The 15,102-nt window shown below is 60.0% G+C and carries 15 protein-coding genes; 6 read left to right on the top strand and 9 right to left on the bottom strand.

What is annotated here, in order from left to right:
• Positions 1-240: 240 nt before the first annotated feature.
• On the top strand, positions 241-666 hold the full coding sequence (locus VB780_RS19270) for a CAAD domain-containing protein (protein ID WP_323352800.1): 426 nt from the start codon (positions 241-243) through the stop codon (positions 664-666).
• Between the two features lie 191 nt (positions 667-857).
• The gene (locus VB780_RS19265) at positions 858-2,168 is read left to right on the top strand and encodes a hypothetical protein (protein WP_323352799.1); all 1,311 of its coding nucleotides are present in this window, start codon (positions 858-860) and stop codon (positions 2,166-2,168) included.
• Between the two features lie 38 nt (positions 2,169-2,206).
• On the opposite strand, the gene tnpC is transcribed toward VB780_RS19265, so the two are convergent.
• From tnpC to VB780_RS19225, 8 genes are all read right to left on the bottom strand, one after another.
• Positions 2,207-3,643: an IS66 family transposase gene (gene tnpC, locus VB780_RS19260; protein WP_323352798.1), complete on the bottom strand. Its 1,437-nt coding sequence runs from the start codon at positions 3,641-3,643 to the stop codon at positions 2,207-2,209.
• 157 nt (positions 3,644-3,800) lie between these two features.
• Positions 3,801-5,081, bottom strand: a complete 1,281-nt coding sequence (locus tag VB780_RS19255) for a serpin family protein (RefSeq protein WP_323352797.1) — start codon at positions 5,079-5,081, stop codon at positions 3,801-3,803.
• A gap of 86 nt (positions 5,082-5,167) precedes the next feature.
• Complete coding sequence (locus tag VB780_RS19250) at positions 5,168-6,289, bottom strand: tRNA (guanine-N1)-methyltransferase (RefSeq protein WP_323352796.1); 1,122 nt, start codon at positions 6,287-6,289, stop codon at positions 5,168-5,170.
• Positions 6,286-6,585: a DUF2103 domain-containing protein gene (locus VB780_RS19245; protein ID WP_323352795.1), complete on the bottom strand. Its 300-nt coding sequence runs from the start codon at positions 6,583-6,585 to the stop codon at positions 6,286-6,288. Before VB780_RS19245 ends, VB780_RS19250 begins: the two co-directional genes overlap by 4 nt.
• 40 nt (positions 6,586-6,625) lie before the next feature.
• The gene (clpS, locus tag VB780_RS19240) at positions 6,626-6,943 is read right to left on the bottom strand and encodes an ATP-dependent Clp protease adapter ClpS (protein ID WP_323352794.1); all 318 of its coding nucleotides are present in this window, start codon (positions 6,941-6,943) and stop codon (positions 6,626-6,628) included.
• A gap of 341 nt (positions 6,944-7,284) precedes the next feature.
• Positions 7,285-8,556, bottom strand: a complete 1,272-nt coding sequence (locus VB780_RS19235) for an ATP-binding protein (protein ID WP_323352793.1) — start codon at positions 8,554-8,556, stop codon at positions 7,285-7,287.
• A gap of 183 nt (positions 8,557-8,739) precedes the next feature.
• A complete protein-coding gene (gene thiL, locus VB780_RS19230; RefSeq protein ID WP_323352792.1) occupies positions 8,740-9,750 on the bottom strand; it encodes a thiamine-phosphate kinase in 1,011 nt (336 codons plus the stop codon).
• Between the two features lie 98 nt (positions 9,751-9,848).
• Positions 9,849-11,006 (bottom strand): peptidylprolyl isomerase, encoded by a 1,158-nt coding sequence (locus tag VB780_RS19225; RefSeq protein ID WP_323352791.1) that lies wholly within the window; start codon positions 11,004-11,006, stop codon positions 9,849-9,851.
• 243 nt (positions 11,007-11,249) lie between these two features.
• Here VB780_RS19225 and efp point away from each other — a divergent pair, with 243 nt between their 5' ends.
• From efp to VB780_RS19205, 4 genes are all read left to right on the top strand, one after another.
• Positions 11,250-11,807 carry an elongation factor P gene (gene efp, locus VB780_RS19220; protein WP_323352790.1) on the top strand — a complete coding sequence of 186 codons (558 nt, stop codon included), beginning with the start codon at positions 11,250-11,252 and terminating at the stop codon, positions 11,805-11,807.
• A gap of 104 nt (positions 11,808-11,911) precedes the next feature.
• A complete protein-coding gene (gene accB, locus VB780_RS19215) occupies positions 11,912-12,406 on the top strand; it encodes an acetyl-CoA carboxylase biotin carboxyl carrier protein (RefSeq protein ID WP_323352789.1) in 495 nt (164 codons plus the stop codon).
• A 31-nt stretch (positions 12,407-12,437) separates the two neighbouring features.
• A complete protein-coding gene (gene pyrF, locus VB780_RS19210) occupies positions 12,438-13,163 on the top strand; it encodes an orotidine-5'-phosphate decarboxylase (RefSeq protein ID WP_323352788.1) in 726 nt (241 codons plus the stop codon).
• Positions 13,139-13,819 (top strand): hypothetical protein, encoded by a 681-nt coding sequence (locus VB780_RS19205; protein ID WP_323352787.1) that lies wholly within the window; start codon positions 13,139-13,141, stop codon positions 13,817-13,819. The genes pyrF and VB780_RS19205 overlap by 25 nt, the downstream gene beginning before the upstream one ends.
• Here the strand turns inward: VB780_RS19205 and cofH are convergent.
• Positions 13,708-14,928, bottom strand: coding sequence for a 7,8-didemethyl-8-hydroxy-5-deazariboflavin synthase subunit CofH (cofH, locus tag VB780_RS19200; RefSeq protein WP_323352786.1), 1,221 nt, complete (start codon positions 14,926-14,928; stop codon positions 13,708-13,710). The genes VB780_RS19205 and cofH overlap by 112 nt on opposite strands.
• Positions 14,929-15,102 lie beyond the last annotated feature (174 nt).

The following is a 15,102-nucleotide window of genomic DNA, read 5'->3' as shown; positions in this document are numbered from 1 at the left end:
GTCAGCCTGAGCGAGCCGCCTGAACCGCCACGGCAGGGCAAAAAAAATTGAAAATCGGATGGTTTCGGTCTATAACACTCCTAACGCTCAATACACTCGATGAAAATTGGGTGTATTCTTGTTTCGAGTTAAACTCCGAGCCAAGTCCTACAGTGGAGTTTTGTCTTTGGGAAGCTATCTTTCCCAAGCTGGACTTGGTATTCCATGTAGCCCTTAATCAAGCCCCTGGGACAATCCGTCATGAGTACAGAATTTGAATCGGATCCTGTGTTTACTGAGCCTGAACGGCCAGTAATCGAAGTAGAAACGTCGGAATCTACCGCTGGTGCTCTGGGGGATGAGGCCACCCGCCAGGTTCAGCAGGTGTGGGAAAAGGTGTCTGCCCTGCTGGGCGACCTGCCCGAATACGTATCTACTTTCTTTAGGCAATACCGTCGGCCCATTGTTACGGTGGGTTTGATCATTGCTGCCATTATTGCGGTCAAGCTGGTGCTGGCCCTGCTCAGCGCCATCAACGACTTCCCGCTGCTGGCCCCTACTTTTGAACTCATCGGCCTGATCTACAGCGGCTGGTTTCTCTACCGCTACCTGCTCAAGGCCTCTAACCGGCAAGAGCTGCTGACCGATATTGCCGCCATTCGGGATCAAGTTTTGGGCAAGAGCTAATGGGAAATTTTGGATTTGCGATTTTGGATTTTGGCGGTCAGCCTGGAGCTAAATCCAAAACCCAAAATCTAAAATCCAAAATTCATTTGGTACGGTAACTGTCCCCTGTAATTCGCGATCGCGCTTTCTATACTGGTTGTAGATGCAACTGGTCGTTGCGCGGTCGTTAGAACCCAGGGGTTTGTTTATTTATGGCGCAGACAAAGACAATTACCCAGGCAGTAGAACGGCTGGGCTACCGAGTCACCGTGGGGGATGTGGCCGCTGAAGCCGGTCTGCCGCTGATGGAGGCCCAGCAGGGCGTATTGGCCCTGGCCACTGAAGTGCAGGCCCACCTCCAGGTGGCTGAGTCCGGTGAGGTAGCCTACGTCTTTCCCAAAAACATTCAGGCCGTGCTGTGGAGTAAATCCTGGCGGCTGCGGTGGCAGGCGGCATGGGAAAAGGTGTGGCGGGTGCTGTTCTACCTGATCCGCGTGTCTTTTGGGGTGGTGCTGATTTTATCGCTAGTGCTGATTGTGGTGGCGATTATAGCGCTGGCGATCGCTGCCAACAGCGCCAACCAGCAGGGCGACAATCGCCGTCGCGGCGGCGGTGGCGGCATGATATTTATGCCCCACGTGTGGCTCGGCCCTAGGCCGTTTCGCATGTTTCAGCCCCCGGGTCGCCGTCGCCCTCTGCCCCCCAGCCGCACCCCGGCAGAGATGAACTTCTTAGAGGCGGTGTTTTCATTCTTGTTTGGTGACGGTGACCCCAACGCCGATCTGGATGAGCGCCGCTGGCAGAGCGTTGCCAAAGTGATTCAAGCCAACGGTGGCGCGGTGGTGGCCGAGCAGATTACCCCCTTCTTGGGCGACCTGGGCAAAGGCTGGGATCGTGACCTCGAAGACTTTATGGTGCCCGTGCTGAGCCGCTTTAACGGGTTGCCTCAGGTTAGCCCCCAGGGCGGCATTGTCTACCAGTTCCCTGAATTGCAGGTGACCGCCAAAGAGCGGCGCAAGCTGACCCCGCCCCGCTTTTTGCAAGAGCTACCTCGCAAGTTTAGCCAGGCCACCTCTGGGCAGATTATGGGGGCGATCGCGCTGGGCAGTGCCAACCTGATTGGTGCCCTGGTGCTAGGCAGCATGTTGCGAGACAACCCAGATTTGGTCGCTGATCTGGGCGGTGTTGTTGCCCTGGTCAACTCGATCTATTGGGTGCTGCTGGGCTACGGGTCGGCCTTCTTGGGCATTCCCCTGGTTCGTTATTTCTGGGTGCAGCAGCAAAACAGCCGCATCGCCGCTCGCAACGCCGATCGCGAGCAGCGGGCCGAAGTCTTGAGCCAGCTCACCGACGACCAGCGCGAAAAGCTGGCCTTTGCCGAAACCCTCACCGCTCAAACCGTGCTGGGTACCGACGACCTGGCCTACACTACCGAAACCGACCTGACCGAGCAGGAAATTGCTCAGAAGGACAAGATCGATGCCGAGTGGCAGCGGCTGCTGGAGCAGCGGCGCGGATCGTAGGGACATTGCATGCAATGATGTACGTGTTTAGCGTTGGTTCAAGCGACCCGATTGTGAAGCATCATGGCGTGTGCGACTTGTTCAATGAACGAGTCGCCTCGCTGTTGAGCGGTAGCCGCTAACGAGGCCAAGACACTCCACGTGGTTGCGCCTTGCTGTGTTTTGTTGCCACAGGATAATTTGCGACTGATGACGGCAGGTCGGAGTTGACGCTCCGCGAGATTATTGGTGGCGTCCACCTCGGCATAGTCGAGGAAGGTCAATAAGTGGTCTTGCTGCTTCGCCAACCGCTGACGGATGGTCTCCTCTTGTCGTCCTTGCGGAGTGTCTGGCGGTCGGGCTTGAGCTAGCAGTTGTGCGAAGCGGGCGTCGAGACAATCCCGACTACGTTGCTGGTGAGCCGGGTCCAAGTCTGGAGCTAAGCGTTTCAGTAATAGGGCCGTGTGCAACAGCGTTCTGAGTTCCAGCAAGTAGCTGGAACCCTGCCCGGCTTCACTCTTCAGCGCCTTGGATAGAGCTTTGAGATGATGGGCGTAACACTTCTGTTGCACCCCGTCGAGCCCGTCGTAGACCGATAAACAGTCACTCACCAACACCCCTTGAAACGCATCGGACAAGATGGCTTTAGCCGTCGCCCGGTCACGACGCTCAACAACGCGATAGTAGGTGGTGGTTGGGTTGGTGAATACCCACAAGGTATGCCCAGGACCGCCGACCCACCACCCCGTCTCATCGGTATGGATGAGCTGACTTTGGCGTAAGGTGTCTAAGCTCTCGTCGTAAGCGCCTTGCAACGACGTCGCCACTCGCTCAAGCGCCTGCGCTAAGCCGCCAGGACTCAGTTCGAGTCCAAACATCTCTTGTAAAATCCGGCAGGTCTTGCGCATCGGCAGCTTCAGGTCTTTATTCAACGCTGCCGCCAGACCCAGCGCCCGTGGCCCTAAATGGGTTCCCGCCGCGCCGGTCGCTTGGGACACTTGTAAGGGATGACGTGACGCCACGCTTTGCTGACAATGTCCACATTGAGTCCGGTAAGTTCGCAAGCGGATAACCCGAGGTTGAATCACCGGAATCTCTAGAATGGTTTGCTCAATCGTCCGTTGGTCGGCCTCGGGTAAGGCTTCTCCGCACTCAGGACACGCCACCAACGCCACCTCAATATGCTCATCGGTGACGGCGGGAGCGGGGGAACGTCGCCACGCGCCACGATGGCCGGGTTTGCGACCCGGTCGCTGACGCGGTTTGGCGGTTGCCTCCCTATCCCGGCGGAAGGGGGCGACCTGGCCGGGATGGGGCTCCGCTTGAGCGATCTGTAACTCAGCTTGGCAAGCCTGAAGGTCAGCCTGACACTGACTCAATTCAGCCCGCAACACCAGCAGTTGTTCGGCTTGGCGTTCGAAATGCTTCAAAAGCTGCTCTGGCTCCTCAACCAGCCATTGACGACCGAGGGCAACCACCCGCTCAAGGGCGGTCACCCTCGCTTCGTTAGGCTTCTCAGATGTAGCGGTCGCTTGGCGGGTCAATCTGCGGTGTCAGCTATGTAGTGGCTATGCTCACTAGCCTAAACCTCGATCCTCCGGATGCCAGGAATGATAACCGTACTCTGACGCTAAACACGTACATGCAATGTCCCTACGGACGCGGATCGACAATCGCTCCGACAAACAACACCGTGCCCGTGTTGCGATCGCGAATAGCCGCCAAAAAAGGCCGATCGACCACCATCTCAAAGGGCGGGTCGGGCGGCAGAGCGATAGAGGTAGGCATGATGCCGATCGCCGTGCTGGCGGCGGCTTCGGTGCCTGCTTCATTGACTTCAATAAAGGTTTTGTGGCGCACCTGATTGATGAAGGCATCCAGCTCGGTGAGCCCCGAGAAGTCGGCACCGTCTTCAAAGGCGATGCCCATGCCCAGGGCTTGCAGGGTCGGTATCAGGTCGGCTTCGTACTCAAACTGAAGCTTGGGCAGCTGAATTTCGCCGGGGCGCGATCGCATCTGCACCATCCAGCTCTGCCAATTCTCGGGGGTGAGCTGCGCCGCTAGAGTAGCTAGGTCGGTGCCGGGGGCGGGCAAAATCACCTCAAAGCTAAGGGATGCGTCGCCATAGGGTAGACTCACCGACTGAAACTGGTCGGTTTCTAGATACAAATAGTCGTCCTGCTGGGCCATGAGGGGATGCTGAACGGTTTCGCCACTGGCCAGGGTAAAGGGGCGATCCGTCGTGCGGGCGGGGTCAAAGGCCTCGCTCCAGGCTCCTTTGAAATAGATGGCGTTGACCAGTACCAAAAGCTGGTCGGCAGGCAGTTCGTCAACAATGGTGGGGATGCGATCGCGGGTTTTTGCTTTGACCCAGGTGTTGATGCGATCGGTGGCGGTGGGCTGGCTAAAGTCGAGGGCGGCGACTTCGGCTGAGTAGGCGGTCTGCATGCGCTCCACATAGTCGGACCGCACGGGCAGATCTTGGTTTACCCAGAGAGAATTGGCGATTGCCAGCGCGACCTCGGGGTCGCGCTGAGTCAAATATTCGGTGAGGGCCTGGTTGCCTGCGTTGAGCTGGTCGATGTCGAGGTCGTGGAGCTGGAGGGTAGCGGCGATCGCCGCCTGAGTTTCCCCACCTGCGCCGTTGTAGGCCATGGCCAGCGCCAGCGCCACACTGGTGGGCGACACCAGCACATTCTCATCGGGCGTCGCTTGACGCAGTCGCTCAAACAGAGCAAAACCAAAATCGAGTTGGGCTTGGGTGAGTTCTGTATCCACGGTGGGGATTTGGGATAAACGGGGGGCAGAGTCTGAGTTGTTGTAGGGAGTCGGGTCGGGGGCAGTCGGGGGCTGGGCCTGGAGTTGGGCACAGCCCAAAGTCAGAGCCGCTAGACCGCTCGAAAGCGCGGCCCAGCCAATCCATCGGTGTTCCATAACGGGGGATATCGATTAACGCTGTCCTTACCTTGTCATGGGGGTACAGGGAAGGGCGGGGTGGTTGCAGGAATGGAAACTGAAGTCTAGGACTGGATCGATCGGGCGATCGCCACGCAATCCCCAAACGCCGCATTGGTCTTTACCCCCTGCCAATCCATCGACGGAATCGCCGCCTGGTAGCCCTGGGTCTGCAACACCGCAATCAAGCGATCGCGGTTCGGAATATCCATTTGTCCGCGCCGCCCAATCTCGCCTAGGGGGTAGTAGTAAGGGGGCAGATCAATCTCTTCAGCCATAATGTCCAAAAGCTTTGCTTGGGAACTCCAGCCCCAAAGGTCTGCCAAACCCTGCATCTCCGTCAGAATTTCCCCGTTATGGAGCGGCCCTAGCCACATTGGCCCACTCACTACAGGTGGATCCTGCACTCCACAAAGACAATTCACCCGCCCCAAATGCCGCCAATCCACAGCTTGAAAATGCCCGCAGCGGTGGCAGTAGGCTAGAAATCCATAGTTCGCCTCCGTCAGCGTAGGTTTGCTGACCAGCCGCACCATCGCCCGATGCACCTGGCCGGTGAACAGCGAAAACACCGGCTCTACACCCATCCCCCGCGCCGCTGCGGTCTGAGCCGCGTGGCCGATGATCAACCGCAGACCCTGCTCATGGACGGCGGGGTGCGATCGCCCATAGGCCCCGTAGGTTCTCAAACATCGCTCTGGATCGTGGCCGCTGGTGGCGCGACCATCGGTGCTGGTCAGGTACAGCATTCCCCCTAGGCGGGTGGCCCACAGCCCGGTGCCGACGTAGGGGGCGGGGCTACCAAAGTTGTCGATATCCACCAGGTCGTAAAAGTCGCGCTGCTGGTAGCAGGCGAAGAACACCTGGTTGGCATCCTGCTGGGTGATGCGGCAGGTGTTGACGGGCAGCGCCGCCAGGTTTTGGGCCAAGGTTTCCGCCAGCTCAGGATTGCCCTCGTTGGCCCAGACCCAGTCGGCCCCGGCTTCTAGCCAGTAGCGCAGGGGGCGCACACCGCAGCCTGTCATGGCGTCGAGCACTCGCAGGCGACCGTGGCGCTGGCGGTAGACGGTGGCCGCCAGCACCGCCAAATCGCGGGCGATCGCGCTTTTGGGGCGATAAAACGCCTGCCCGACCGCAAACGTGGCCTTGCCTTCCTGCAATAAAACCGGGGATGACCCTAGGGTCACCGGGCCGCCTCGACAGCCTTGGCGATCGCGCCCTCTAGGGTAGGCTTGTCGAACTCGGTGAGCACAAACACTTCCTGCACCGTCTTACCCTTGCGGGCAATGAGCTTAAACCCACCGCGAATGGGCACCGACACCTTCACCCGCAGCTCGGGGGAGTGGGCTCTGACGTTGGCAATCACCCCCGGAGTGACGGTGCCAATGCCGGGCTGTTCTAAAAGCCGTTCGAGGATGGGAATCAGCCCGGGCAAATGGGTGGAGTGGTTCCAGACTAGACGACCGTCCGAGGCTTGTGTCATTGGGGTGGTTTAAGAAAGATTTAAGATCAAGACTACTTGATTATGCTTTTTCAAGGGGGGCCATCGTCAAGCCAGCGCGGGTGAGCTGGGTGTGGTAAAGCTCCGCCTGCTCAAGCGGGCCAACCCACACAATCGCCTGACCGTCGTGGTGCACCTGATTGGTTAGATCCCAGGCGCGATCGCCATCCATACCTGGAATGTACTTCATTAGGCACTCCGCCACGTGCTGAAAGGTATTGAAATCATCGTTGAGCACGATGATTTTGTAGTTTGGGTAGGACTGGCGCGTGGTTTGGCGAGTCTTTTCGGGAGCAATAGCGGGGGCCGAGGAAACCGCCTGGGGCAAAACCAGAGTCATGGGAAGTCAACCTAAACCTATTGTCCTGCACACCGCTGCCAGAAGCTGATTTGAAACCGGCGATCGCCGATGCGATCGGTCTTCGTCCCGACTCACCCATCCCAAAGCCTAGCCCTCTAGGCAGCTCGCGCTACCTAAAGCAGCGCCTTGATGGAGCCTCAAACAACGTCTTAGCCAGATTTACTTTCCCCAGTGTATCGAATTCTGGGTATCGAATTCTGGGTATCGAATTCTGGGTATCGAATTCTGGTTGCCCAAATCCCTGTCCAGTAATTGTCACCGAATTTAGGCGGTCTAGGCGGTCTTCGACTCAATCCTGGGGCCACCGTGAGGCTCCACCGCTAAAGCGAGAGCATGCGCTCAAGCTTAGGAATAGTCAAGGGTAGGTCGATATAGGCATCGGCGGTGGAGGAGCGCTCGATGGTCGCATCCTCTGGGCGCAGAATCACTACTTTGATGGGGTGGGGCACCAGCGGCGGGCGGAGCTGCTGCAGATGGTTTTCGAGGGCTGGGTTGCAGGCTTCGCGATCGCCCACAATCACCAGGTGGGGCAGGTGAGTCTTGAGATGCTGATGCACCTCTGCCCAGCTGCGACAGCCGTTGACCTGCCACCCGCAGGCCCTCACGTAGGCCACCAGCGCCCGATGGTGATCGAGGTCGCTGTCTACCACCACCAGCCGATGCCTCCCCGCCCCCATCTGCACCGGTCTAACCGCCCGCCGGTCAGCCGACGATCCTCCTTCAGGCCCGTTCACGGGCAGAGAGAGCACAAAACAGCTGCCCTGGCCCACCGCCGACGTTACCCGCAGGTGACCACCGTGGAGCTGGGCCAACTGTCGGGTGAGCGCTAGCCCCAGGCCAGCCCCCTCATACTGTCGATCTAGACCCCGATCGATCTGCGTAAACGGCTGAAAAATCTGCTCGAGCTGATCCGCCGGAATGCCGATACCGGTATCCTCAACTTTAAATTCCACCAGGGCCTCGCGGCAGTTCACCGTCAGGGTGACTCGACCCTGGGTCGTAAACTTAATCGCGTTAGACAGCAGGTTGAGCAGCATCTGCCGCAGGCGACGCTCGTCAGCAATGCAGGTGGTCGGGTCAGCGGCGTTGGCCTGGTAGACCAGCACCAGACCCTTCTCAGTGGCGCGGGGCTGCATCATCGCCAGACAGGCCTGACACAGCTCTGCCAGCGCCACTGGCGACAGCCGCAGGTTCTCTTGGCCCGCCTCCACCTTAGACAGATCGAGAATGTCGCTGATGATCGCCAGCAGGTGCTCGCCGCTGCCGTGAATGTAGTCCAGGTATTCCACCTGCTTTGGGTTAAGTGCACCGACCACCTGCCGAGACAGCAGCGCCGACAGTCCCAAGATAGAGTTGAGCGGCGTGCGCAGCTCGTGGCTAATCATTGCCAAGAACCGGCTTTTGGCCTGGCTGGCGGCCTCTGCCGCCCGACGCTGCGCCTCTAGAGCCTGGGTGCGATGGTTCTGGCGCGCCACATCGAGCCAGCCCTGCTCGCGGCTGGCCTCTCGCTGCTTTAACGCCTGCTTCAGCTGCTCAAAGGCAGCGTCGTCGCGGCAAAAGGGGCGTAGGTCTTCAAGATCATTGGCGGTCATGGGGGCTGTCCTAGGGCCACAGCAGAACAGGCGATGATAGGAAGAGATCACGCCGGATTCGGCCTGTAGCCAGATATTTTTTCATTAAACCCCACTCCATTGGGGCCGTACCATTCTGAACATATTATTTAGAGCATGGCTAGATGGAGCGCGATCGCGCCCCTTCAGCCTAGGTGCAGTCCCTTAGTCGAAGTGCTGAAACCCTTGACTAAAGCTGAGCACCCCACGGGCACCCCCGTCGCTGGGCCACAGCTCAACCCCCGTCGCCGCCGTCGTCTCACCTACGATCGCACAGCCATCTCCCAGGGCCGCTTGCAGGGCCAGAGCCTGGGGCCTGGGCAGGCACAGCACCAGCTCAAAGTCTTCGCCGCCGTAGAGGCACCAGTCTAGGGCCTGCGATCGCCCCACCCAATCCACCAGCGCCAGATCCACGGGTAAATCCACGGCTTGTAAGACTGCCCCGACCCCGCTGGCCTGGCACAGGTGCAGCACCGCATTGGCCAGGCCGTCGCTGGAGTCCATGGCGGCCATCGCTCCGGCTTCGGCCTCAGTGCCCAGCACCTCCCAGAGGGCGGCGATCGCATCTAGCCGAGGCCGAGGCCTCTGGTGGGCCGCAATCCAGCGATCGCGATCGGCCTGGGCCACCCCAGTTTCCCGCTCGGGATGCAGCAATAGCTCTAACCCCGCCCGCGACAGACCGTGGTGGCCGGTCACCACAATCGCCTGCCCTGGCCGGGCTCTGCTGCGGTACAGCGCCCGCCGAGGATCGACGCTACCCAGGGCAGTAATAGCCACGCTGACGGCGTCGGCCCGGCACAGATCACCACCGAGCACCACCCCGCCCCAGCGGCGCAGACAGTCGGCCATGCCCTGGTAGAGGGATTCAACCCAGTCCGTGGGCGTGTGCCCCGGCAGGCTGAGGCCCACGGTAATGCCTGCGGGGGTCGCCCCCATCGCGGCCAAATCAGACAGGTTGGCGGCTACGGCTCGCCAACCCACATCGGCGGGGGTGGTGGTGCGATCGCTAAAATGCACCCCTTCCACCAGCACATCGGTTGTCACCACCAGGTGACGCCCCGGGGGCAGGGCCACCACAGCCCCGTCGTCGCCAACGACATCCCCAGGGCAGTAGCGAAACAGCCGCTCCAGCAGCCCCAGCTCTCCCAGTTCAGCAATGGTTTGCGGATTTTCCATGGTGTGAGCCCAGTCCATCGCCACAGGGGTTAAAGCCGGGGTGTCAGGCACAAGGTGTAGGGTCGAACCCTGCACCTTACATCTCAAGCCCTCAATTCCTAGGACGGCTGCACCAGGTTTTCGGCCCCAGACACCACTCGAATCGACTCAATGCGATCGCCCTGGGTCATCTTGTCAAGAGCCCTTTGGTTGTCTACCACATAGCCAAACACCGAGTAGCGCCCGTCTAGCAGGTTGAGGCCCGCTGGGGTCATCTCCGGCTCAAACAAAAAGAAGAAGAACTGCGACGAGCCACCGTTAGGGTCGCTGTTGGGGCGGGCCATGCCCAGAGTGCCAAAGGCCGAGAAGGGCAGCACTGGCGCGTCTAAAAAGCGGCCCAGTGCTTCTAGGGTGTTGCCGTAGACCGGCGCTTCGTCGCCCTTCACCAAAATCTCCAGGGGTATCGCCCGGTAGGCCTTAGTTTTGGGGTCAACAAAGCCATCCTCGGGGCCTGCGGGGTCGCCGGTTTGCAGCACGTAGTTATCCTCGGCGCGGGTAAATTCCATCCCGTCGTAGAAGCCCCGCTGCACCAAGTCCACAAAGTTGCCGCCGGTTACCGGGGCGCTGTAGCCGTCGATCACCGCCTGCATGGTGCCTTTGTTGGTGGTAATTTCTACCGTGGCGCGCCCCTTGAGCTGGGGCAGGTTGCTGTATTCCTCGGGCACCTCAAAGGGAAAGGCCTTCACCATCAGCTCTTCTATGCGGCTGACGTCGTCGAGCATGGCCGTTCGTTTCTCCTGCACGGTGAGGCGATCGCGCAGATCCACCGCCTCCCGCAGGGGTACCAGCTGAGCCTGAATATCGTCTAGGTAGGAAATTGCGGCGGCCCGTTTGCCGTCGGGTACTGCCGCCAGCATAGCTTCGCGGCCCCGCATCAGCCCCCGCTCCAGTTTGGTCAAATCTTTGGCCATGGGGCCCCAGCGCTTGCTGCGCAGCCACTCTGACAGACCCTCTAGGGTGGCCTGCACCGTGCGAATGTCGGGGTTATCGATGGGCAGCGAGTAGCGCAGTAGGGCGCGACCGTCGGTAATGGCGTTGCCCGGTGGCAGATAGGCGACCAGTGGCCCGCCGAGAGCAGCAGATGAAGGCAATGCCAGGGCTGGGGACAGCGAACCCAGCCATACTCCCACCACAACGGCCAAGCCCCATCCCAGTCGCACCAGGGTGGCCCAGCCCAAACTCTGCCGTTGATTGATCGCGCGCATATCCTTGGCCATAATTCCTTACTCCGCCCTGGGCGGCTATTCACCAATAGGCGCAGTGCGCCCTTAACAATCTTGTCATACTCTGGCGGCTCCTAGATTAGAACTCACGCTTCCGGCCCTCGGCCTAGAGGTAGCCAGCTCGCCCCCAAGGCCCGTTCGCCAGTAAGTTCGCCAGTAAGGCTAAATCCTGCGGGAAATGGCCGCAGGGGGGTAAAATGAATTGCCAAACTTAGGACTGTCCCCGTAGCCAGCGCCATGATTTCCAGCAACGATTTTCGCACCGGTACCTCCATTGAGCTAGACGGCTCCGTCTGGCGCGTGGTCGAGTTTCTCCACGTCAAACCCGGCAAGGGGTCTGCTTTCGTGCGCACCAAGCTTAAGAATGTCAAAACTGGCAACACCGTTGACAAGACCTTTCGGGCTGGCGAAACCGTGCCCCAGGCGGTGATCGAAAAGAAAGACATGCAGCACACCTACCGGGACGGCGAAGACCTGGTGTTCATGGATATGGAGACCTACGAGGAAGTGCGCCTCACCATCGACGAAATCGGCCCGCAGGTGAAGTACCTCAAAGAAGAAATGAGCGTCAGCGTCGTCAGCTGGAATGGTCAGATTCTAGAGGTTGAGCTGCCCAACTCCATCGTGCTTGAGGTCACCCAAACCGACCCCGGCGTGAAGGGCGACACCGCCACCGGGGGCACCAAGCCCGCTATTCTCGAAACCGGCGCTCAGGTAATGGTGCCGCTGTTCATTTCCATCGGTGAACGGATTAAAGTAGACACCCGCACCGACGCTTACCTAGGCCGCGAGTAGAATTTTTACCGGCTCCCTGACGCCTGCGGCCCAGGCGCTGACCAAGCCTGCCCATTGCCCTCGACAAGACCACCCCCTCAATAAGACCGTATGAGACTTACGCCGTGGAATTAAGCGTCACCGATTTGAGAGAATTAGTCACCGCCCTGAGCCAGAGCGATATTGTTGAGCTCACCCTCAAGAGTTCAGGTTTTGAGCTCACCCTGCGCAAACCAGGGGCAATGGTGTCGGTGGTGGCACCGGCCCCCATAGCTCCTCAGACGGCAGGAGAATCAGCACCTAACTCACCGCCAGTGGCCGAGCCGGTTTCAGCATCACCGCCCGCGACCCCGGCCACCCCGCCGGGCAAGAGCAGCGATTTGTTGGCCATTACTTCCCCCATGGTAGGCACCTTCTACCGGTCGCCCGCCCCAGAAGAACCGGCCTTTGTGGGAGTGGGCGATCGCATCAGCAGCGGGCAAACGGTGTGCATTATCGAGGCCATGAAGCTGATGAACGAGCTAGAGGCCGAGATCAGCGGCGAAATCGTCGAGATCTTGGTAGAAAATGCCCAGCCCGTGGAGTTTGGCCAAACCCTGATGCTGGTACGCCCCGTTTAACCCTTGCCCCCTATGCCCCAGACCTCTGCCCATGACCGTTGATCAGCGCATCATCGTGCCCCTAGACCTACCCTCGGCCTCGGCGGCCCTGGCGTTGGTGGATGCCCTCCCCCAGGTAAGCTTTTGGAAGGTGGGCCTGGAGCTGTTTGTCAGTTCTGGCCCTGGGCTGATTGCAGAACTCAAGGCCCGGCAGAAGCGCATTTTTCTCGACCTCAAGTTTCACGATATTCCTAACACCATGGCGGGGGCCTGCGGGGCGGCGGGGCGCTACGGGGCCGATCTGCTGACCGTTCACGCGGCGGCGGGCCAAACGGCGATGGCGGTAGCGCAGCAGGCGGCGATCGCCGGAGCCGAGGCTGTCGGCGTAGAGCCACCTCTGGTGCTGGCCGTTACCCTACTGACCAGCATTGACCCGCAGACCCTGGCCGTTGAGCTAAAAATTCCCCTTGACTCCAATAGCTACGCGCTACAAATGGCGCTACTCGCCAGAGACAGTGGCCTGAGAGGCGTCGTTTGCTCACCCCAGGAAGCCAGCCAGCTGCGGCGCTTTTTACCCGCTGATTTTGTTTTGGTGTGCCCAGGGGTACGCCCCACCTGGGCCGATAGCCAAGACCAGCGCCGCACCATGACCCCGACTCAAGCCTTCAATGCCGGGGCCACCCTACTGGTGATTGGCCGACCGATTACCGCTGCCCCCGACCCCGCCGCCGCCTTTGAGCGCATCTGCGAAGAATGTTCTACTGCGATCGCCCCCTAGCCCGCCCCGCCGCTTGGGCTGGGGGTACAGCACTGCTGCTGGCCCTGGGTGGCAGCCTTCAAGCGCAGGAGCCGTCTGAAGCCGAGCCCAGCTATTTGCGGCCCACTAATCCCTGCCCTACCGACCCCCAAGTGCTCGCCACTCAGCTTTTGGCCGACTTGCCCAGCTATGCCAACCGAGTGTCTAGCCGCAACCTAGATCTATCCACTAGTCCAATCCAACCCGTAACCAGCATCTTGGTGGCCAGTGCCCCCGACCTCACCCCCCTAGAACTGTCCCAGGGATCTCCCACAGAAGCCGCTAGCGAGCGGGTACCCGATGCAGATTTGCAGCAGGTGTTTTTTACCACCTTAGAGCGGCAGTACTGGCAGGATCAGCCCATTTCCCTGCAACACCACCACTGGTTGTTTCTCACCCCAACCCAGGAGGGCTGGCATATGGCCCTGCTGTTTTCAAGCCTGGACACCTATTCAGACAGCGGCCCCTTAGACCCGCTCAATCGCGCCCCCACCCCGCCCCAGGAGAGCAGCGACGGCATTGTCGGTCAGGCGGTGAGACTCTGGCTGCGCGACTGCCGGGCCGGGGCGGTGTTCCCAGCAGATCCCACAGCTATCGATGGTGAAACAGCGCCGTTAGAGGATTCGACCAGTCCGTAGAGGGTGTCGCGCTGGCGAGCGGGGCGGTTGCAGGCGGCGATCGCCCCCCGCAGATCCTTCACCGTCATACAGGTGCCCCCCTGGGCTCCGGCCATGGTGGTGATGTGCTCTTCCATCAGGGTGCCGCCGATGTCGTTGCAGCCCCAGGTCAGCGCCTCGGTCGCGCCGCCCAGCCCCAGCTTCACCCAGCTGGGCTGATGGTTGACAATCCAGTTGCCCAGGTAGATGCGGGCCACCGCCATCAGCAGTAGCGCATCGGCCAGCACCGGCTGGTCGCGCCCCACCCGACGGCGCAGGGGCTTGGGAGCCTCCTGCCCTACAAAAGGCAGCACAATAAATTCAGTCATCGCCGCTGAGTAGCCCGCCTCTAGGGACTGACGCTGACGCTGGCGCAGCTTCTCAAGGTGGGTGATTTGCTGAATGGAGGTTTCAATATGGCCCGAGAGCATGGTGCTGGTAGTGGGCAAACCAATCTCGTGGGCCAGCCCGATAATCTCCAGCCAGGTGGCGCTATCAATTTTCTCAGGGCACAGCACCCGCCTCACCTCGTCGTCGAGCACCTCCGCAGCTGTTCCCGGCAGCGACCCCACCCCGGCATCCTTGAGGGCCAGCAGCACGTCGCGGTAGCTCATCTCATCCTGGCGGGCAATGAACTGCACCTCCTGGGGCGAGAAAGCGTGCAGGTGCAGCGCAGGGAACGAACCCTTGATGGTGTCCACCAGCTTCAGGTAATAGTTCAGGGAGAGGCCGTCGATTTTGGCCTCGGGGTTCAACCCACCCTGCATACAAATTTCTGTGGCTCCCACGGCGATCGCCTCAGTGGTTTTTTCGAGCATAGGGGTAAAGTCAAGCCAGTAGGCTCCCTCCTCCTGGGCATCGCGGCGAAAGGCGCAAAAGCTACAGTGCTGCTCACAGATGTTGGTGAAATTGATGTTGCGGTTGACCACGTAGGTGACGGTCTCGCCCACCTGCCGCTGGCGCAGGGTGTCTGCCGTGTGACGAATGGCCTCTAGAGTGACTGGATCTCGCTGCTGCAAGAGCGCTACGCCCTCAGCGGGGGAAATATCGCCTCCGGTCATTGCCTTTGCGAGAATCTGCTCAATTTCCATAGCTGCCAGCATCCACCGTTACAACATCACTTTTCTATTGTGGCGACGACTGGGTTTTCTAGCAGGCAAATTTATTTCGCCTTAGACCAATAAAGCCCGTGTTTCTAAGGCTGGAAACACGGGCTTTATTGGTCTAAGGCGACTTCTAGGAAACTTTTCCCAAATGGTGGGCAC

It is taken from the genome of Leptolyngbya sp. CCNP1308 (assembly GCF_034932455.1).
In the GTDB taxonomy this organism is placed as follows: domain Bacteria; phylum Cyanobacteriota; class Cyanobacteriia; order Phormidesmidales; family Phormidesmidaceae; genus Nodosilinea.
The sequence above is the reverse complement of the archived record's forward strand: the minus strand, read 5'-3'. Positions and strand labels throughout refer to the sequence as shown.

Coding starts and splice junctions, on each gene's coding strand:
- VB780_RS19270 (WP_323352800.1), top strand. CDS start 241: ATGAGTACAGAATTTGAATCGGATCCTGTGTTTACTGAGCCTGAACGG.
- VB780_RS19265 (WP_323352799.1), top strand. CDS start 858: ATGGCGCAGACAAAGACAATTACCCAGGCAGTAGAACGGCTGGGCTAC.
- VB780_RS19255 (WP_323352797.1), bottom strand. CDS start 5,081: ATGGAACACCGATGGATTGGCTGGGCCGCGCTTTCGAGCGGTCTAGCG.
- VB780_RS19245 (WP_323352795.1), bottom strand. CDS start 6,585: ATGACACAAGCCTCGGACGGTCGTCTAGTCTGGAACCACTCCACCCAT.
- clpS (WP_323352794.1), bottom strand. CDS start 6,943: ATGACTCTGGTTTTGCCCCAGGCGGTTTCCTCGGCCCCCGCTATTGCT.
- VB780_RS19235 (WP_323352793.1), bottom strand. CDS start 8,556: ATGACCGCCAATGATCTTGAAGACCTACGCCCCTTTTGCCGCGACGAC.
- thiL (WP_323352792.1), bottom strand. CDS start 9,750: ATGGAAAATCCGCAAACCATTGCTGAACTGGGAGAGCTGGGGCTGCTG.
- VB780_RS19225 (WP_323352791.1), bottom strand. CDS start 11,006: ATGGCCAAGGATATGCGCGCGATCAATCAACGGCAGAGTTTGGGCTGG.
- efp (WP_323352790.1), top strand. CDS start 11,250: ATGATTTCCAGCAACGATTTTCGCACCGGTACCTCCATTGAGCTAGAC.
- pyrF (WP_323352788.1), top strand. CDS start 12,438: ATGACCGTTGATCAGCGCATCATCGTGCCCCTAGACCTACCCTCGGCC.
- VB780_RS19205 (WP_323352787.1), top strand. CDS start 13,139: ATGTTCTACTGCGATCGCCCCCTAGCCCGCCCCGCCGCTTGGGCTGGG.
- cofH (WP_323352786.1), bottom strand. CDS start 14,928: ATGGAAATTGAGCAGATTCTCGCAAAGGCAATGACCGGAGGCGATATT.